Consider the following 18884-nt stretch of genomic DNA (forward strand, 5'->3'; position numbering starts at 1 on the left):
CAATCTCTGCGGCAATGACCGGCGCGCTGTATCCGTCTTCGCTGAACCGAGTGCCGCATTGCCCCTCACCATCGGAACGGGCTGAATTGTCCGAAATTCTCGAAGGTCACGCTTGAACATACTGTTGATGAACAGTACCCAAAGCGCATGCAGATCATCCGGGACTTCCAGTATATCGAGCCAAAAGACCGCGGCGCCAGCGTGGCGATCGGGAACTTTGATGGCGTCCATGTGGGGCATCAGTCGGTTATCGAGCTGGCGCGCAATGCGGCTCCGAATGCACCTCTGGGCGTGCTGACGTTTGAACCGCATCCGCGTGAGTATTTTGCACCCGATGCGCCTCCGTTTCGATTGATGCGCGGGAACGCGCGGGCACACCGGCTTGAGAAGCTGGGTGTGCAAAAGCTTTACGAACTGCCCTTCAATGCCGCTTTGGCCGGGCTGACCCCCGAGGAATTCGCGCGCAATGTGATCTGCGATGGTCTGGGCTTGTCTCATATCGTCGTGGGGGCCGATTTCTGCTTTGGCAAAGGGCGGATCGGAACGGCGCAGGATATGATCCGTTTTGGCGCGCAAATGGGGTTCGGCGTGACCATCGCCCCTTTGATGGAGCGGTCCGAGAACGTCGTCTCTTCGACCGCGATCCGCACCGCGCTCAGCGAAGGCCGACCCGGCGATGCAGCGACCATGCTGGGCCATTGGCACCGCATCGAAGGTGAGGTCATTGGCGGCGAGCAGCGCGGGCGCGAGCTGGGCTTTCCCACCGCAAACATGTCGATCGAGGGCCTGCACCCGCCGAAATTCGGTGTTTATGCCGTACTGGTGGACGTTCTGGACGGCCCCAACAAGGGCTCCTACCAAGGCGCGGCGTCGATTGGCGTACGGCCCATGTTCAATGGTGAGGTCCCCAATATTGAGACTTTCCTGTTTGATTTCTCCGGCGATCTCTACGGCGCAACCCTCTCGGTCGGATTGGTCGAGTTCCTGCGCCCTGAAATGAAGTTCGATGGTCTGGACGGGCTGATCGCCCAGATGGATGCCGATTGCGCGAAATCGCGCGACATTCTGGCGGCTCGATGAGCGTGGATCCGATCAACCGCGCGGGCCTGCCCCCGCGCTTTTGGGAACGCAAACCCCTGCGCAAGATGAACCAGCGCGAGTGGGAGGCGCTCTGCGATGGGTGCGGCAAATGTTGCCTGAACAAGTTGGAAGACGAAGACACTGGCGAGGTCGCTCTGACCTGCGTCGCCTGCCGCCTTTTGGACGATGAAAGCTGCCGTTGCACCCAGTATGACATCCGGCACCAGTTCGTGCCCGAATGCATCGTCATGACGCCAGAAAACATCGACTCGCACGCCTACTGGCTGCCCCAAACCTGCGCCTATCGCCTGCTGTGGGAGGGTAAGCCTCTCTATGATTGGCACCCCTTGTTGACTGGTACAGCTGACTCTGTTCATGCCGCCGGCGTCTCGGTTCAGGGGCGTACCGTGTCCGAGTTCGAGACCCCCCTGGAAGAGTGGGAAGACTATATCATTGAGGAGCCGACCTGATGTATTTCGCTTCCGACAATTCCGGGCCTGTCCATCCGCAGGTATTGGCAAAACTGACCGAGGCCAATCAGGGCTATCAGATGGCCTATGGGGCGGACACGCTGATGAATGAGGTCCGGGATCGCCTTCGCAGCATTTTCGAAGCCCCCGGCGCGGCGGTCTATCTGGTGGCGACCGGAACGGCAGCGAATTCACTGGCGCTGGCCACCCTCTCCAACCCGTGGGAGACGATCTTCTGCTCTCCGGTCGCGCATATCCACGAGGATGAGTGCAATGCGCCGGAATTCTACAGTGGCGCCAAGCTGACCCTTGTGCCGGGTACTGACAAGATGACCCCCGCGGCCCTGCGCCGGACGATTTCCTTAGAAGAAACGCGTGGTGTGCATGGACCGCAACGCGGACCGGTTTCCATCACACAAGTGACCGAGCGAGGGTCGGTTTATTCGCTGGAAGAAATACAGGCGCTCTGCGCCGTAGCGAAAGAGTATGACCTACCGGTGCATCTGGATGGCGCGCGGTTCACCAACGCTCTGGTCGCGTTGGGATGTTCACCGGCAGAGATGACATGGAAGGCCGGCGTGGATGCGGTCAGCTTTGGCGGGACCAAGAACGGGTTGATGGGCGTCGAGGCGGTGATCTTCTTCGACGAATCCAAAGCATGGGAATTCGAGCTGCGCCGCAAACGCGGGGCGCATTTGTTCTCGAAGCACCGGTATCTGTCTGCACAGATGGCAGCCTATCTGGACGATGATCTTTGGCTGACATCAGCTCGCCAGGCGAATGCAAACTGTGCTCGTCTGGCTGAGGGTCTTCGGGGGAAAGGAGCCGATTTCCTGCATGAGCCGCAGGCCAACATGATCTTCGCCTCCTTCCCGCGCGCCAAACACCGCCAGCTTCATAAGGCGGGCGCGGTCTATCACCTGTGGGGAGCGCAGTTGGAAGGCGCGGATGAGGCAGAACCTCTGCCCTGCCGTCTGGTCTGCGACTGGTCGATCAGCCATGAACAGATCGACCAGTTTCTATCCCATCTTTAGGCTCAGCCTTTCAACTCGGCCAAATGTTGGTCAAGGTCATCCAGACTGTCCTGCCCCCAGAACCGCTGACCATCCGGCGTGATGTAGAAGGGCGCGCCGAAGGCGCCGCTATCAACGGCCTCTTCCAGATTGGCGGCGTAGGTCTCGGCCCCCACCAACAGGCCGCTATCGGCCAGATCGGCATCGAACCCGGCTTGCGTCAGGCAATCACGGACAACGTCGTCCTGCGCGACGTCTTTCTCTTCGGCCCAACACGCGCGCAGCAGGGAATGGCATAGTTTACCCACATCCCCCGATCCATCCTTTGCTGCCGCAATCACGGCATAAGAGGACGGAGCCATATTGGTCGGCCAATGCGCCGGTTTCAGGTTGAACGGTACGCCTAACTTTTTCGCGACCCGCACCAAATTCTGTGCGCGGTATTCAATGCGGGAGATATGCCGGTCTTTTGGTGGCGTCCCGCCCGTGCGCCCGAACAGCGCCATTATGTCCAGCGGTTTGTAATTGATCGTCGCGCCGTGCTTGGCTGCGATCTCCTCCAGCCGTGTGCCCGCCAGATAGGTATAGGGTGAAATTGTCGCAAAATAGTAGTCAATCTGGGTCATCTGCACTTTCTCCGCTGCGTTGTCTTTGCGGAACGGTAAGGCCATGCTAAGCGGTGTCAACATCACGAATCTGTCACATTGCCAACGCTGTCCGGGGACTCCAGCCGATGCCGACACTCCACGAACCCAAGCTGATTGCTGGGAACGCTAACCTTCCGCTTGCCGAAACCATTTCACGCCGCATGAGCCTGTATCGCGGCGTCGATCAGGGGCTGGTCGATGCCCGCGTCGAGCGCTTCAACGACGGCGAGATCTTCGTCGAGGTGTTCGAGAACGTCCGTGGCGAGGATATGTTCATTATCCAGCCGACCTCAAACCCGGCGAATGACAACCTGATGGAGCTGCTTATCATCGCCGATGCCCTGCGCCGCTCGTCCGCGCAGCGCATCACCGCAGTGATCCCATACTTTGGCTACGCCCGTCAGGACCGCCGCACCAAGGCGCGCACACCGATCTCGGCCAAGCTGGTCGCCAACATGCTGACCGGCGCAGGGATCGAGCGGGTTCTGACCATGGATTTGCACGCGGCCCAAATTCAGGGCTTTTTCGACATCCCGGTGGACAACCTCTACGCCTCACCGATCTTTGCACTGGATGTGAAAAACCAGTTCAAAGACAATATGGACGAGATCATGGTAGTCTCGCCCGACGTCGGCGGTGTGGCCCGCGCGCGCGAACTGGCCAAGCGGATCGAAGCCCCCCTGTCGATCGTCGACAAACGCCGCGAAAAAGCCGGCGAAGTGGCCGAGATGACCGTCATAGGAGATGTTAAAGACAAGATCTGCCTGATCGTTGACGACATGTGCGACACCGCCGGTACCCTATGCAAGGCGGCGCAGGTGCTGCTGGATAACGGCGCGAAAGAGGTCCACTCCTACATCACCCATGGCGTCATGAGCGGCCCCGCGGTTGAGCGTGTGACGAATTCGGTAATGAAATCTCTGGTTCTAACCGACACGATCCAGCCGACAGATGCGATCCTGAAAGCCAAGAACATCCGCATCGTGCCGACCGCGCCGATCTTTACCCAGGCCATCCTGAACATCTGGAACGGCACCAGCGTCTCGTCCCTGTTCGAGGACAAGACCCTGACCCCAATCTACGAATCCATGTACCAGATGGACTGATCTGACGGGGCGGTTTGCGATAGCCGCCCTTTTCTTTTCAGCAGCGGCGGCTTAGGACGCCTCTGCCCTTTCTCTACCACCAAACAGCGGGACAGCGTTCTCATGACTGACACCAAACGCGTCGTTCTTTCCAGCGACCACGCCGCCATCGACCTGCGCCAGACCCTTGCCGCGCATATCGCCCAAGCCGGGTGGGAGGTCGTCGATATCGGCCCCACCACGCCTGAAAGCACGCACTACCCTCTGCACGGCAAGGCTGCGGCTGAACGTGTGGCCTCGGGGGATTGTACGCTGGGTATTCTGCTGTGTGGCACAGGCCAGGGGATCATGATGGCTGCAAACAAGGTTCCGGGTATCCGCTGCGGCGTCTGCTCTGACACGTTCTCGGCCCGGATGATCCGCCAGCACAACAACGCCAACATGCTGTCCATCGGCGCGCGCGTCATCGGTGAAGGTCAGGCTATCGACATCGTGGATGCGTTTCTGAAGGCTGAGTTCGAAGGCGGCCGCCACGCAACACGCGTGGACATGATCGAAGAATAACCAAAGCAATGGCCCGCATGAACTGCGGGCCAGAGAAGCGTCTTATGAGATGTCCCAATCATCCTCATGGGCAACCTCACCAATTGCCGTCCATGAGGCGCGGATACGCGCGATCTTCGTATCGGACCATGTTCGAAACACGGCCGTGAACCCTTCGGCGGTGATCTCTTCGGCCTGAACCTCGGCACGCAGGGCCGAGGATGTATCCACATCCCACAAAGACACTCCGATCTGGATCACCGGGGCTGACCGGAACGGCTGGCTGAATTTCACCGGGGAACGGCGTTCACGCGGGCCATTGCCTGTCCACATCTCGCCGCCGTTGGAAAAGTCCGAGAACAAAACAGTCTCGCCTTGATCAATACCTATGGGATGGGTGCGAAAAGTCTTCATATTTTTATGTCTTTAACTCGTAATTACCGGTACTTATTCCACAGATATCTCACAATCACGACAAAAAAACGGCCCCGCGAAAGCGAGGCCGTTCAATTCTTCTGCAGGTGAACCTGTTACAGGCTCATATGCGTTCCAAGGGCTTCCATATCGGCCAGCAGCTTGGCGGCTTCGTCGACGATGGACTGATCATCTCCTTCCTTGGCCGCGTCATGCGAGGCACGCGCGTCAGCGATCAGGTCATCGAGATGCGACCGGGTCACTTCGGCAACCGGAATGGCCTTTTCGGCCAGAACCGACAGGCCATCACCGTTGATCTGAGCAAACCCGCCGGTCACCAGATATTCACTGGTGCCTTCGGGCGCGTCGACCTTCAGGATGCCCGGGCGCAGCGTCGTGATCGTAGGGGCATGATCGGGCATGGCCGTCATATCCCCGTCCGCGCCGGGTAGCTGGACCGCGGTGGCCGCGAGCGAAGCGAGGCTCCGCTCGGGGCTGACGAGGTCGAATTGCATTGTGTTTGCCATCAGGGATACTCCTTAGGCGGCTTCTGCGGCCATCTTCTCCGCTTTGGCGATCACTTCGTCGATGCCGCCAACCATCAGGAAGGCCGCTTCGGGCAGGTGATCGTATTCGCCAGCCACAACAGCTTTGAACGATGCGATGGTCACGTCCAGAGGAACCTGAACGCCCGGCGAACCGGTGAAGACTTCGGCAACGTCGAACGGCTGCGACAGGAAGCGCTCGATCTTTCGGGCGCGGGCAACGGTCAGTTTGTCTTCTTCCGACAGTTCGTCCATGCCGAGGATGGCGATAATGTCCTGCAGCGACTTGTAGCGCTGGAGGATCTGCTGAACGTCGGTCGCAACCGCGTAGTGCTCTTCACCAACGATGGCCGGGTCCAGCAGACGCGACGACGAGTCGAGCGGGTCAACAGCCGGGTAGATACCCTTTTCCGAGATCGCACGGTTAAGAACGGTGGTCGCATCCAAGTGAGCAAACGAGGTGGCCGGCGCGGGGTCGGTAAGGTCGTCCGCAGGTACGTAGATCGCCTGCACCGAGGTGATCGAGCCCGACTTGGTCGAGGTGATGCGTTCCTGCAGGGCGCCCATGTCGGTGGCCAGTGTCGGCTGGTAGCCCACAGCCGAAGGAATACGACCCAGCAGAGCTGAAACCTCGGAGCCGGCTTGCGTGAAGCGGAAGATGTTGTCGACGAAGAACAGAACGTCGGTACCGGACTGGTCGCGGAACTGCTCGGCCAGGGTCAGACCTGTCAGAGCAACACGCGCACGCGCACCCGGAGGTTCGTTCATCTGACCGTAAACCAGCGCAACCTGCGATTCTTCCAGGTTATCGGGCTTGATAACGTTCGATTCGATCATCTCGTGGTACAGGTCGTTGCCTTCACGGGTCCGTTCACCAACACCCGCGAACACCGAGAAGCCCGAGTGCACTTTTGCGATGTTGTTGATCAGTTCCATGATCAGAACGGTTTTACCAACGCCGGCACCGCCGAACAGGCCGATCTTACCGCCTTTGGCGTAGGGGGCCAGCAGGTCAACAACCTTGATGCCGGTGACCAGGATTTCCGACTCGGTCGACTGTTCGTCGAACTCAGGTGCGGGCTGGTGGATGGCACGGGCTTCAGTTGCTTCAACAGGGCCTTTTTCGTCGATCGGCTCGCCGACAACGTTCAGGATGCGGCCCAGAGTTGCGTTCCCAACCGGAACCGAGATCGGTGCGCCGGTGTCGGTCACTTCTTCGCCACGGACCAGACCTTCGGTCGCGTCCATCGCGATGGTGCGGACAGTGTTTTCACCCAGGTGCTGAGCAACTTCCAACACCAGGCGCTTGCCGTTGTTGGTGGTTTCCAGCGCGTTCAGAATTTCAGGCAGTTGATCTTCGAACTGCACGTCGACGACGGCCCCGATGATCTGTGTGACTTTGCCTTTTGCATTCGCCATGTTTCGTCTCCGGTTTTCTTACAGCGCTTCGGCGCCGGAAATAATTTCAATCAGCTCGTTGGTGATCACGGCCTGACGCGAGCGGTTGAACTGGATCGTCAGCTTGTCGATCATCTCACCCGCGTTACGGGTCGCGTTGTCCATCGCGGACATCCGTGCACCCTGTTCAGACGCTCCGTTTTCGAGCAGAGCCGAGAAGATTGCCGTCGCAACCCCCTTGGGCAGCAGGTCGGCCAGAATGGCCTCTTCGCTGGGCTCGTAGTCGAAAATGGCACCGCTGTCGTCACCCTCGGTATCCTCGAACGAGGCGGGGATGACCTGCTGCGCCGTCGGGATCTGGGTCACAACGTTGACGAACTTCGAGTAGAAGATCGTGGCAACGTCGAACTCACCCGCATCGAAGCGAGACAGGACGTCCTTCGCGATGTCTTGCGCATTGGTGTAGCCAATACGTTTGACTTCGCTCAGGTCGACATGACCTACGAACAAGTCGCCCAGATCACGCTTGAGCGCGTCGCGGCCTTTTTTGCCAACGGTCAGAACTTTGACCGTTTTGCCTTTGCCGCGCAGCTCTTCAGCTTTGGCACGGGCCAGCTTGGCGATGTTCGCGTTGAAGCCGCCACATAGGCCGCGTTCAGCTGTCATCACAACCAGCAGATGGACATCGTCACTGCCCGTACCACGGAGCAGCTTGGGGGCGCTGTCACTGCCCCCGACCGAAGCCGCCAGCCCCGCCATCACGGCATTGAACCGCTCGGCATAGGGGCGCGAGGCTTCAGCAGATTCCTGGGCGCGGCGCAGTTTTGCAGCCGCGACCATCTGCATGGCCTTGGTGATCTTGCGGGTCGATTTGACCGACTCGATCCTGTTTTTAAGGTCCTTCAGACTAGGCATCGGAACCTCCTCTTATGCGAAGGTCGCGGCAAATTCGTCGATCGCTGCCTTGATCTTGTCGGACGCTTCACCTTTGATCTTCGGATCTTCGTCGGTGAGCCATGTCAGCAGGTCAGCGTGCTTACCGCGCAGGTGCGCCAGCAGACCGGCCTCGTAGCGGCCAACATCCGATACGTCGATCTTGTCGAGGTAACCGTTTGTACCCGCGAAGATGACGCAGACGATTTCCGCGTTGGTCAGCGGCGAGTACTGCGGCTGTTTCATCAGCTCGGTCAGACGCGCACCACGGTTCAGCAACTGCTGGGTTGCGGCGTCGAGGTCCGAACCGAACTGCGCAAACGCAGCCATTTCGCGGTACTGAGCCAGTTCCAGTTTAACCGGACCAGCAACCGATTTCATCGCGTTGGTCTGAGCCGAGGAGCCCACACGCGAAACCGACAGACCGGTGTTCACAGCAGGACGGATGCCCTGGTAGAACAGTTCGGTTTCCAGGAAGATCTGACCGTCGGTGATCGAAATCACGTTGGTCGGAATAAACGCCGAAACGTCACCACCCTGCGTTTCGATAACCGGCAGAGCGGTCAGCGAGCCTGCACCGAAATCTTCGTTCAGCTTCGCCGAACGTTCCAGCAGACGGGAGTGGAGGTAGAAAACGTCACCCGGATACGCTTCACGGCCCGGCGGGCGGCGCAGCAGCAGGGACATCTGACGATAGGACACAGCCTGCTTCGACAGGTCATCATAGATGATCAGAGCGTGGCGGCCGTTGTCGCGGAAGTACTCCGCCATCGCGGTCGCGGCGTAGGGCGCCAGGAACTGCATCGGCGCCGGGTCGGACGCGGTCGCAGCAACAACGATCGAGTATTCAATCGCGCCGGACTCTTCCAGTTTCTTCACCAGCTGCGCAACGGTCGAGCGCTTCTGACCAACCGCAACGTAAACGCAGTACAGTTTCTTCGACTCGTCGTCGCCTGCTGCGTCGTTGTAAACTTTCTGGTTCAGGATGGTGTCCAGAGCAACGGCAGTTTTACCGGTCTGACGGTCACCAATGATCAACTCACGCTGGCCACGGCCGATCGGGATCATCGCGTCAACCGATTTCAGGCCGGTTGCCATCGGCTCGTGCACCGATTTACGCGGGATGATGCCGGGGGCTTTGACGTCCGCAACGCCACGCTTGGAGGCGTTGATCGGGCCTTTGCCGTCCAGCGGGTTGCCCAGACCGTCTACAACGCGGCCCAGCAGCTCGTCACCGATCGGAACGTCCACGATCGAGTTGGTGCGCTTGACGGTGTCACCTTCTTTGATGTCACGGTCAGAACCGAAGATAACGACGCCAACGTTGTCGCTTTCCAGGTTCAGGGCCATGCCCATGATGCCACCGGGGAATTCGACCATCTCACCGGCTTGCACGTTGTCCAGGCCGTATACACGGGCAATCCCGTCACCGACGCTCAGCACGCGGCCGATCTCGGCCACTTCGGCTTCCTGACCAAAATTCTTGATCTGGTCCTTCAGGATTGCAGAAATCTCTGCAGCTTGGATTCCCATTTATCCGACCTCTTTCATTGCATTCTGTAGGGAGTTCAGCTTCGAACGGATCGAGCTATCGATCATTTTCGAGCCCACTTTAACGACAAGACCGCCGATGAGGCTTTCATCCACGGTCGCATTGATAGTCACGGTCTTGCCCACACGCTCGGACAGCGTCTTGGACAGTTTTTCCAGTTGTGTCTTGGTCAGCGCCTTGGCCGAGGCGACATCGGCGGTCACTTCGCCACGCTCGTCGGCCAGCATGTCACGCAGAACCTGCACCAACTGCGGCACCACAAACAGGCGGCGTTTCTGTGCCATCAGGCCCAGCGTGTTGCGCAGGATGGCGTTCAGGCCCATCTTATCAGCAACAGCGGCAATGGCGTTTTCCTGTTCGGTGCGGGAAACCAGCGGAGATGCGATCAGGTCGCGCAGATCGGCGCTTTCGCCCAGTGCTGCTGCAAGATCATTGATGCCGGATTCCAGACCTGCAAGGTCTTTGTTCTCTTTTGCGATCTCGAAAATCGCGGTGGCATAGCGCTCGGCGATGCCTGTGGAAATCGAAGCTGGTTCGGACACGTCCACCCTTCCGATACTTAGGCCCCGAAAACCGCGCACGCAGCCAACCCGGGGGCGTGAAGATACCCCGTCCATGAAGGGCGGGGATCAAAATCACCGGGGATGTATCAGAGGTGCTTCCACCAAGCAATACGCGATAGCGGTAACTGAATTATCCACAAATCGTTAGTTTTCATAGGCTTAACCCAAGTGCGACCGTTTGGACCCCTTGGCGCAGTTGAAAAATGTTACTGATTTGCAGGTTTTTGCGATTCCTGTGACCTTTTTCCCGCATTTTTTCCCGATGACTGCGCGGAATCGTCACGCCGGCTTCAGCAAACCGTCCAGCGCTTTTATCGGACGTTTCACCTTGTCCTTGGTGACCGTACCGCTTGGCGGGCGGATCAGCTTGCTGACCTCAACCATCAGCACGCCTCCGGCCATTACGGTGGGAATGCGCTGGCCGGTTTTTTCGATCAGGCTACCCGATTTTAGCCAAAACCGCCGGAATGAGGGTGGAAGATAAAGCGCAGAACAGTGGTTTTCAGGCACGAAATGATGGCTGCGCAGAAGGTTCTCAAGTTGCGTGGCCGAATATGGGTGACCAAATCCGAACGGCGTCCGGTCAGAGCGCGACCACAGCCCCGCCCGGTTCGGCACTACAAAAAGCGCCCTCCCCCCCGGCCCCAACACGCGCCAGCATTCCTCAAGCACCTTGCTGGGCTGTTCCGAGGTCTCAAGCCCGTGCATCACCACCAGCTTGTCCACGTGGCCCGTCTCAATCGGCCAGAGCGTTTCTTCGGTCAGGACGGACACATTGGGCATCCCGGCAGGCCAGGGCATCACCCCCTGAGGGCCGGGCATCAAACCGATAACCCGCCGCGCATCGGCGAGGTAGGGCCGCAGAAGAGGGACCGCAAAGCCAAATCCGGCCACCGTCTGGCCCTTCGCCTCGGGCCAGAGGTCGATCAGCCGACCACGAATCGCAGCCTGCGCCGCACGGCCCAGCGTGCTGCGATAGTAGAAATTCCTCAGATCCTGCACATCAAGATGCATTGCGGACACCCGGTCAATCGGCTTAGCTGAGGCGCAGTCTAGCAACGAAAGGGCAAAAGGCCATGCCTCTTGAGATCGTAACCATCCCATGTCTCAGCGATAATTACGCGTTTCTTGCGCATGATGCCCAGAGCGGCGCGACCGCGCTGATCGACGCACCAGAAGCCGGGCCCATCCTGGCCGAGTTGGAGGCGCGCGGCTGGACCCTCAGCCATGTCTTGCTAACTCACCACCACTGGGATCATGTCGACGGACTGCCCGGAATTCTTGAAAAACACCCAGCCAAGGTGATCGGAGCCACCGCCGATGCACACCGCCTGCCCCCGCTCGACCAACAAGTCAGCGATGGCGATAGCTTTGAGTTTGCGGGCGTGCCAGTTCAGGTGATGGATGTCTCGGGGCACACTTTGGGTCACGTCGCCTATTACATGCCGCAAAGTGCCGCTGTCTTCACCGCGGATAGCCTGATGGCGCTGGGATGCGGGCGCTTGTTCGAAGGCACGCCAGAGCAGATGTGGCGATCACTCAGCAAGCTTGCGGCGCTGCCGGATGACACGCTGGTCTGTTCGGGCCACGAATACACCCAGTCTAACGCCAAATTTGCCGTCACCGTCGACCCAACCAACACGGCGCTACAACAGCGCGTCGTCAATATCGACCGCGCGCGCACCGCTGGGCAGCCCACGGTGCCCTCGAAACTGGGTCTGGAAAAGGCAACCAACCCGTTCCTGCGCGCCGAAGATCCGGCGATTCTAGCCCATTTGGGCATGGAAGGCGCGGACCCGGTTGCTGTTTTTGCCGAGATCAGGGGTAGAAAAGACAATTTCTGATGCCTATTTGACCATCCTCACGGCCACTCTCACAACAAATGTGACTGTCAAGTGAAAGAAAACCCTTGAAGCCGGGCGTCGATCAACCAAACTCTAATAGTATGAGGACATGGTTGGGATGGGGATCCGGCCGAAAGCCTGCCCCCTTCTGACCCAAGACAGAGGAGCACCCACGTGCCTTCATTCTCGAGCACTTTGGAACAAGCCATTCACGCAGCTCTGGCAGCGGCGAATGAACGGCGACATGAGTTTGCTACGTTAGAGCATCTACTACTGGCGCTATTGGAAGAGCCTGACGCAATCCGGGTCATGAAAGCCTGCAGCGTTGATCTGGACGAATTGCGCAGCACATTGGTCGAATTCATTGATGAGGATCTGTCGAACCTCGTCACCGATATCGACGGGTCCGAGGCCGTACCAACGGCAGCCTTCCAGCGCGTCATCCAGCGCGCTGCCATTCACGTGCAAAGCTCGGGCCGGACCGAGGTTACAGGCGCCAACGTACTGGTCGCGATCTTCGCCGAACGCGAAAGCAACGCCGCTTATTTCCTGCAGGAACAGGACATGACCCGGTACGACGCGGTCAATTTCATCGCGCACGGCGTCGCGAAAGACCCGGCCTATGGCGAAAGCCGCTCGGTTTCGGGCGCGGATCAGGTCGAAGATGAAGTGCAGGCCACCGCCAGCGACGAAGATCAAAAAGAAAGCGCCTTGGGCAAATATTGCGTCGATTTGAACGCCAAATCGCGCGCGGGCGACGTGGACCCGCTGATCGGTCGCGCCGATGAGGTCGAGCGCTGCATTCAGGTGCTGTGCCGCCGGCGCAAGAACAACCCGCTGCTGGTGGGCGACCCCGGCGTGGGCAAGACGGCGATTGCCGAAGGCTTGGCGCACAAGATCGTGGCCGGCGAAGCCCCGGATGTTCTGTCGAACACCACCATTTACTCGCTCGACATGGGCGCTCTGCTGGCCGGAACCCGCTACCGCGGCGATTTCGAAGAGCGTTTGAAAGCGGTCGTGACCGAGTTGGAAGATCACCCTGATGCGGTGCTGTTCATCGATGAAATCCACACCGTAATCGGCGCTGGGGCGACGTCGGGCGGGGCTATGGACGCATCCAACCTGCTGAAGCCAGCGCTTCAGGGGGGCAAGCTGCGCACTATGGGGTCCACCACTTACAAAGAGTTCCGTCAGCATTTCGAAAAAGATCGCGCGCTGAGCCGCCGGTTCCAGAAAATCGACGTGAACGAGCCTTCTGTTGAAGACAGCGTGAAGATCCTGCGCGGTCTGAAGCCCTATTTCGAAGAGCATCACGCCATCAAATACACCGCGGATGCGATCAAAACCGCTGTGGAACTGTCGGCGCGCTATATCAACGACCGCAAACTGCCGGACAAGGCGATTGACGTCATTGACGAGGCCGGTGCCGCGCAGCATTTGCTGGCCGAAAGCAAGCGCCGCAAGACAATCGGCGTGAAGGAAATCGAGGCCGTCGTCGCCAAGATCGCCCGTATCCCGCCGAAGAACGTCACCAAGGACGATGCGGTGGTTCTGAAAGACCTCGAAGCCTCTCTCAAGCGTGTGGTCTTCGGACAGGATGACGCCATTGTGGCCTTGGCCAGCGCGATCAAACTGGCGCGCGCCGGGCTGCGGGAGCCTGAAAAGCCCATCGGCAACTACCTGTTCGCCGGTCCGACCGGTGTGGGTAAGACCGAGGTGGCGAAACAGCTGGCCGATAATCTGGGCGTGGAACTGCTGCGCTTTGACATGTCGGAATATATGGAGAAGCACGCGGTCAGCCGTCTGATCGGTGCGCCTCCGGGCTATGTCGGGTTTGATCAGGGCGGTCTGCTGACCGATGGCGTCGACCAGCATCCTCACTGCGTCTTGCTGTTGGATGAGATCGAAAAAGCGCACCCGGATGTGTTCAACATTTTGCTGCAGGTTATGGATCATGGCGAGCTGACCGATCACAACGGCCGCACGGTGAACTTCCGCAACGTAGTACTTATCATGACCTCGAACGCGGGCGCGCAAGAACAGGCAAAGGCTGCCATCGGCTTTGGCCGCGACCGTCGCGAGGGCGAAGATACCGCAGCTATCGAGCGGACGTTCACGCCGGAATTCCGCAACCGTCTGGACGCGGTGATTTCCTTCGCGCCTCTACCAAAAGAGGTCATCCTGCAAGTAGTCGAAAAGTTCGTTCTGCAGCTTGAGGCGCAACTGCTGGATCGCGGCGTGACCATCGACCTGACGCCCAAGGCCGCAGCATGGCTGGCTGATAAGGGCTATGACGACAAGATGGGCGCGCGTCCTCTGGGCCGCGTGATCCAGGAACACATCAAAAAGCCTCTGGCCGAAGAGTTGCTGTTTGGCAAACTCGCCAAGGGCGGTGTTGTTCGTGTTTCGGTCAAGAAAGGCGATCTGCACTTGGATATCCTCGGCCCCGATCAGCCGCGCATTCCGGGCAACAAGCCTCCGCTTTTGACGGCGGATTGATCTCAGTTCATTGAAACAGAAAAACCCGCCCGTGTTTGGCGGGTTTTTTCATGTCGAAAACCCTCGTGGTCAAAATCCGTTTTTCACTGTCCAGTGTGGATCTGACGCGTTGGAGCGGTACGGGAGACGGTCCATTTGCCCCGAACCGTCCAATAACCAGATAGCAGGCTGGACGCATAGCGCATTGCTTGCTGACCTTGAAACAAGGCCGACAGCACTGCGATGCTCAGATCGCGGGCTTTGCGCAAACTCCCCGCTTTGGTCGGCTTGAAATACTCGAAATCGATGAACCTGATTTGCTGCCCATCCCAGCACATATCGCGAAAGGCGGGGCGGCCATGGGCAAGATCCAACGCATGAAGCCGTGCCAAAGCCCTTCCTGCGGCGCGACAGGCCGTTTGTTTGCTGACAAGCTCACGGGAACGATCCCCGCAAAAACGGGTCAGGCTGAGACCCGCATCCTCGACGGCGATGAAATCCGAACCTTCGGCCAAGATGCGCGGTACCGGCACGCCTTTGTTCCACAAATAGCGATGCGACGTCCGGTCCCTGGCAAACGCCGCCTGAGGACAGCCTTTGACCAACCAGAGATGGGGGGCAAAGCGCTCAACCCGTTTGAGCCAGAACCTGTCTCCACTTGCGCTCCGGCACAACACCACCCGTCGGTATGATGCTCGTAAAACCGTTTCAATCGTGTAGTACAGGTCTGCTACCCTATGGGCCACGCGCGTCTCCTATCAACCTATGACAGTAATCTAGGTTTGAGACGGGTGTATTTCATTGGTTGCAGGCGGCAAACCCCGGTCACAAAGGCGGTTTTTCGCCACGCGAGGGCCTTAGCGCTCGGTCAGTTTCAACTCAATCCGCCGGTTCTGTGCCCGCGCCTCGGGCGTATCTTCAGGGTTGACCGGCTGGAACTCACCGAACCCGTTGGCGGCCAGGCGATTGGGCGGAATACCCAGCGCTTCGACCATATAGCGCACGACAGAGAGCGCCCGACCCTGGCTCAGTTCCCAATTGTCGCGGTATCGACCCGAGCCAGCCAAGGGCACATTGTCGGTGTGGCCATCCACCCGGATCACCCAGTTCAGACCTTCCGGGATTTCGGCAGCAACTGTGCGGAGGATCTCAGCGACTTTGGCGACCTCCTGCCGGCCTTCCAACGACAACACGGCAGACCCTGTGGCGAACAGCACCTCAGAGGAGAACACAAATCTATCGCCTTCAATCCGCACGCCATCCTGATCGCCCAATACGTCGCGCAAGCGGCCGAAGAATTCCGACCGGTAGCGTTGCAGATCCTCGGCCTGCGCCGCGAGTTCCTCATTCTGGCCGGCCAGTGCTTCGGCCTCAGCCTCTAGGCGTTGACGCTCGGCCTCTTCCAGCAGGCGGCGGCGGCGTTCCTCGGATGCGGCGCGGGCCAGAGCCGCATTCAGGTCCTGCCCCAGAGACTGGATTTGAATTTCAGCTGCCGCATTGCGGTCCTCGTAGTCGTCCAGCAGCGCCTGCAGCGATCCCAATTGCCCGCGCAATGCTGCGATTTGCTGGTTCAACAAAGCGGCCTCGCGCTGCGCCTGTTCGGAAACCGCTTGTTCCGCCGAAAGCGTCTCGCGAGCCACGGCCAGCAAGGCATCGCGCTGTTCGGCCAAGGAACGCTGGGATGCTGCATCTTCCTGCGCCTGGGCCTGCGCTGTCAGAGCGGCCTGCAACTGGGCCTCCAGCTCTTCCGTGTTCAACTCGCCAAACTGTCGTTCCAGTTCTGCGCGGGCAGCATTCGCAGCAGCCAAAAGGGTCAGGGTATCCTCAGCCTCTTTGCGCTGCGCCTCTAGCGCAAGGGTCATGGCGGTCAGTTCCGCATCGGCGTTCTGAAGGCGATCCCTCAGAGCTTCGGCAGCGGCGGCCTCCGCCAGCCTGCCAGCCTCTTCCGCACTTAGCTGATCTTCGAGTTGAGCTATCTGCGCCGCGCGTTCCTCACCGCTTTGTTCCAAATCTGCGACCAGAGCCTCCAGCGCCTCACGGCGGGCTGCAGCAAGGCGGGCAGCTTCGGCTTGGGCGTCGATTTCTTCGCGGCTTTGCGCCAAGGCTTGATTCAGACTGTCGCGTTCGCCCAAAAGATCCGCCCGTTGCGTCTCAAGCGCCGCAATCGCGTCTTGCGCCCGCGCCTGATCAGCCAATAGCGCCGCGACCTGAGCCTCGAACCCAGTGATCTGGCTTTGCGCCTCAGCCAGACTATCTTCCGTTTCGGTCAGTGTGGCATTCAAGGCCCCCAACCGCGCTTGCAGGCGGCTGTTCTCGCGCTCTTCCAACCCTAAAGCACCAGCCAGTGCGGCAACCTCATCCGCGAGGGTCGTCAGCTCATCCTCCTGACCCGAGATCGTTTCACGCAGCACGAATTGGATGACCATGAAGATGGTCAGCACGAAGGTCAAAACCATCAAAAGACCCGTCATCGCATCGACGAAACCGGGCCAGACCGAGCCCTGGAACCGTTGACCGGTGCGGCGGGAGAGGGCCATGGGTTATTCCCCCTCGTGCGTGGTTCGAACCGCGCCGCGTGGCAGGGTCAGAGCCTTCACTAGCAGTTCGATATCCTTGCGGAATTCGTTCATGCTGTCCTGACGACCGGCGGAGATCTCTTCGAGGATGCGCAGCAACTGAACATCCATCGACCGCAGGCGCATCCGGCTTTCTGCATCGATGCCCTCGCCCGCCCCGTGTTCGCGCATGTGATCCAGCAAGGCGTCCTGACCCAAGGCAACACGCTCCAGCGCGGCGGCAACGCCTTCATTATCCGCCTGACGCTGGTTCATTTGTCCGATGACAGTAACCAACTGGCCAAGCTTATTGGACACGTCGGTCCGCTCGGCCTCCTGCGCCGAGAACAGATCCTGTAGCGCGTTCATCTGATCCGACATGGCGTCCAGAACAGGCGCCAGAACGGCGACCTCAGCCCCACCGTCCTCGCCCGAGGCGAATCCGACCCGGGTGATGCCCGACAGCCATTCCTCAAGCTCGCGGTAGAAACGGTTCTGTCCGTGGCCAGCGAAGACCTCCAACAGGCCCACGATCAATGACCCGGCAAGGCCCAGCAAGGAGGAGCCAAACGCAACGCCCATCCCCTGCAGTTGCGCCTCAAGGCCCGTCATCAGACGGTTGAAAACGGCCAGCCCCTCTTCCCCTTCTTGCGGGTTCAGGCTGCGGATGGTGTCGACAATGGCGGGCACCGTGGTAGCGAGGCCAAAGAACGTCCCCAAGAGGCCTAGATAGATCAGAACGTTGGTGATGTAGCGCGTGATCTCACGCTCTTCTTCCACCCGTTCCGCAACCGAATCCAGAATGGACCGGGTCGAGGTGGAACTGATCTGCGACCGCGCACCGCGTTCGCGCAGCAGCGAGGCCAATGGCGCGAGCAACTGAGGGGTGCGCGCGTCCTCATGCACCACGCCGCCCACAAAAGCCTCGATCCAGCGGACCGAGCCGATCAGCTGCGCGACCTGATAAAAACAGGCAAACACGCCGATGATGAACACCAGCAGAATAAAGCCGTTCAGATAAGGGTTGGCAAAGAAGACCGGCAGCACGTAGGGCAGCGCCAGAAACACCCCGAGGCCCGACAGGCCGATTGCGATCAGCATCAGAAGAATCTGCCTGATCGGTTGCGAGAAATGCGGTCTCGCGCCCTGTTGTGCCTGCGCCATGCGCGTTATTCCTGGTTCTGCCTGCTCTGGCCTGAATCTAGCGAAAAGACGCCGATGACGCCAAGGGTTTATGCGGTGATGCTGCGCACCCGTTGCGACAACCACTCAAGATCGGGATCGTGCAGGCCGATCTCGGCCAGATGCTCGGTGGTGTTGTATAGATATTCCGTGTTTGGGCCGCGCCCGCCAACGGCATGAGCGATGATCTGAGCCTGCTCTTCCAGGGGCATGCCGCCGCAATACTGAACGTGATCGGCATCAATCACATAGGTCACCGCATTTACGACCTCACCGTTGTCCAGATGCACGTCCAGCATCTTTTCGACATAGGCCGACGAGATCAGCTCGCGCTCGCGCAGTTCTTGCAGGGTGCGATCCTCATGCCCGGCTTCCACGGCCAGCGCCAAACCTTTGCAATGCGCCTCAGGCTGTTCGTCCAAAGCCAGCACAAGGCCGGGGTGGTCCTCGGTGCCGCGATGGTGGATCGAACTCATGCAGAAAGAGCGCGCATATCCGTGCAGCATCGCAAGCTCGGTGCGTGCCACGGGAAAGCCCGGGTTCCACAGTAGCGATCCATATCCGAAAACCCACATCGTCATT

19 protein-coding genes are annotated in these 18884 nt (G+C 59.5%); 7 read left to right on the forward strand and 12 right to left on the reverse strand.

Translation table 11 applies throughout. The annotated features are described in order from the left end of the window. Positions 1–147: 147 nt before the first annotated feature. The 3 genes from J7394_RS04805 to J7394_RS04815 are packed head-to-tail and all read left to right on the forward strand — an operon-like array spanning position 148 to position 2584. Positions 148–1080 carry a bifunctional riboflavin kinase/FAD synthetase gene (locus J7394_RS04805; RefSeq protein WP_209251341.1) on the forward strand — a complete coding sequence of 311 codons (933 nt, stop codon included), beginning with the start codon at positions 148–150 and terminating at the stop codon, positions 1078–1080. Continuing rightward, a complete protein-coding gene (locus tag J7394_RS04810) occupies positions 1077–1550 on the forward strand; it encodes a YcgN family cysteine cluster protein (RefSeq protein WP_209251342.1) in 474 nt (157 codons plus the stop codon). The genes J7394_RS04805 and J7394_RS04810 overlap by 4 nt, the downstream gene beginning before the upstream one ends. Further along, positions 1550–2584, forward strand: coding sequence for a low specificity L-threonine aldolase (locus J7394_RS04815; protein WP_209251343.1), 1035 nt, complete (start codon positions 1550–1552; stop codon positions 2582–2584). The genes J7394_RS04810 and J7394_RS04815 overlap by 1 nt, the downstream gene beginning before the upstream one ends. 2 nt (positions 2585–2586) lie before the next feature. Here the strand turns inward: J7394_RS04815 and J7394_RS04820 are convergent, their stop codons facing one another. Beyond that, positions 2587–3189: a 2-hydroxychromene-2-carboxylate isomerase gene (locus tag J7394_RS04820; protein ID WP_209251344.1), complete on the reverse strand. Its 603-nt coding sequence runs from the start codon at positions 3187–3189 to the stop codon at positions 2587–2589. Positions 3190–3296: 107 nt separating this feature from the next. On the opposite strand from J7394_RS04820, the gene J7394_RS04825 reads away from it, so the two are divergent. Then, positions 3297–4316, forward strand: a complete 1020-nt coding sequence (locus J7394_RS04825) for a ribose-phosphate pyrophosphokinase (RefSeq protein ID WP_170637503.1) — start codon at positions 3297–3299, stop codon at positions 4314–4316. A gap of 102 nt (positions 4317–4418) precedes the next feature. Then, the gene (rpiB, locus tag J7394_RS04830) at positions 4419–4859 is read left to right on the forward strand and encodes a ribose 5-phosphate isomerase B (protein WP_209251345.1); all 441 of its coding nucleotides are present in this window, start codon (positions 4419–4421) and stop codon (positions 4857–4859) included. Positions 4860–4901: 42 nt separating this feature from the next. Here the strand turns inward: rpiB and J7394_RS04835 are convergent, their stop codons facing one another. The 7 genes from J7394_RS04835 to J7394_RS04865 form a co-directional block, all read right to left on the reverse strand. Next, entirely contained in the window at positions 4902–5252 is a 351-nt protein-coding gene (locus tag J7394_RS04835) for an H-type lectin domain-containing protein (RefSeq protein WP_209251347.1), read from the reverse strand. A gap of 116 nt (positions 5253–5368) precedes the next feature. After that, on the reverse strand, positions 5369–5779 hold the full coding sequence (locus J7394_RS04840; RefSeq protein WP_170374624.1) for a F0F1 ATP synthase subunit epsilon: 411 nt from the start codon (positions 5777–5779) through the stop codon (positions 5369–5371). Positions 5780–5791: 12 nt separating this feature from the next. Beyond that, positions 5792–7216: a F0F1 ATP synthase subunit beta gene (gene atpD / locus J7394_RS04845; protein ID WP_209251349.1), complete on the reverse strand. Its 1425-nt coding sequence runs from the start codon at positions 7214–7216 to the stop codon at positions 5792–5794. A gap of 18 nt (positions 7217–7234) precedes the next feature. Continuing rightward, a complete protein-coding gene (locus J7394_RS04850) occupies positions 7235–8110 on the reverse strand; it encodes a F0F1 ATP synthase subunit gamma (RefSeq protein ID WP_209251351.1) in 876 nt (291 codons plus the stop codon). A 12-nt stretch (positions 8111–8122) separates the two neighbouring features. Next, positions 8123–9661, reverse strand: a complete 1539-nt coding sequence (gene atpA, locus J7394_RS04855; RefSeq protein ID WP_170460465.1) for a F0F1 ATP synthase subunit alpha — start codon at positions 9659–9661, stop codon at positions 8123–8125. Then, positions 9662–10222: a F0F1 ATP synthase subunit delta gene (locus J7394_RS04860; RefSeq protein WP_209251354.1), complete on the reverse strand. Its 561-nt coding sequence runs from the start codon at positions 10220–10222 to the stop codon at positions 9662–9664. Positions 10223–10522: 300 nt separating this feature from the next. Further along, entirely contained in the window at positions 10523–11257 is a 735-nt protein-coding gene (locus J7394_RS04865; RefSeq protein WP_170722335.1) for a class I SAM-dependent methyltransferase, read from the reverse strand. Between the two features lie 62 nt (positions 11258–11319). Here J7394_RS04865 and gloB point away from each other — a divergent pair, with 62 nt between their 5' ends. Both gloB and clpA read left to right on the forward strand, forming a co-directional pair. Continuing rightward, on the forward strand, positions 11320–12087 hold the full coding sequence (gene gloB / locus J7394_RS04870) for a hydroxyacylglutathione hydrolase (protein ID WP_209251356.1): 768 nt from the start codon (positions 11320–11322) through the stop codon (positions 12085–12087). A gap of 174 nt (positions 12088–12261) precedes the next feature. Beyond that, on the forward strand, positions 12262–14586 hold the full coding sequence (clpA, locus tag J7394_RS04875) for an ATP-dependent Clp protease ATP-binding subunit ClpA (RefSeq protein WP_170460457.1): 2325 nt from the start codon (positions 12262–12264) through the stop codon (positions 14584–14586). An 83-nt stretch (positions 14587–14669) separates the two neighbouring features. Here the strand turns inward: clpA and J7394_RS04880 are convergent, their stop codons facing one another. The 4 genes from J7394_RS04880 to J7394_RS04895 all read right to left on the reverse strand — a co-directional run bounded on the left by J7394_RS04880 (position 14670) and on the right by J7394_RS04895 (position 18883). Next, positions 14670–15311, reverse strand: a complete 642-nt coding sequence (locus J7394_RS04880) for a phosphotransferase (RefSeq protein WP_209251358.1) — start codon at positions 15309–15311, stop codon at positions 14670–14672. 111 nt (positions 15312–15422) lie between these two features. After that, positions 15423–17102, reverse strand: coding sequence for a peptidoglycan -binding protein (locus J7394_RS04885; RefSeq protein WP_209251360.1), 1680 nt, complete (start codon positions 17100–17102; stop codon positions 15423–15425). Between the two features lie 3 nt (positions 17103–17105). After that, positions 17106–18284, reverse strand: coding sequence for a biopolymer transporter ExbB (locus tag J7394_RS04890; protein WP_209251362.1), 1179 nt, complete (start codon positions 18282–18284; stop codon positions 17106–17108). Between the two features lie 68 nt (positions 18285–18352). Further along, positions 18353–18883 (reverse strand): gamma-glutamylcyclotransferase, encoded by a 531-nt coding sequence (locus tag J7394_RS04895; protein ID WP_209251364.1) that lies wholly within the window; start codon positions 18881–18883, stop codon positions 18353–18355. Position 18884: the final 1 nt, after the last annotated feature.

The organism is Ruegeria sp. R13_0, assembly GCF_017743995.1.
GTDB lineage: Bacteria > Pseudomonadota > Alphaproteobacteria > Rhodobacterales > Rhodobacteraceae > Ruegeria.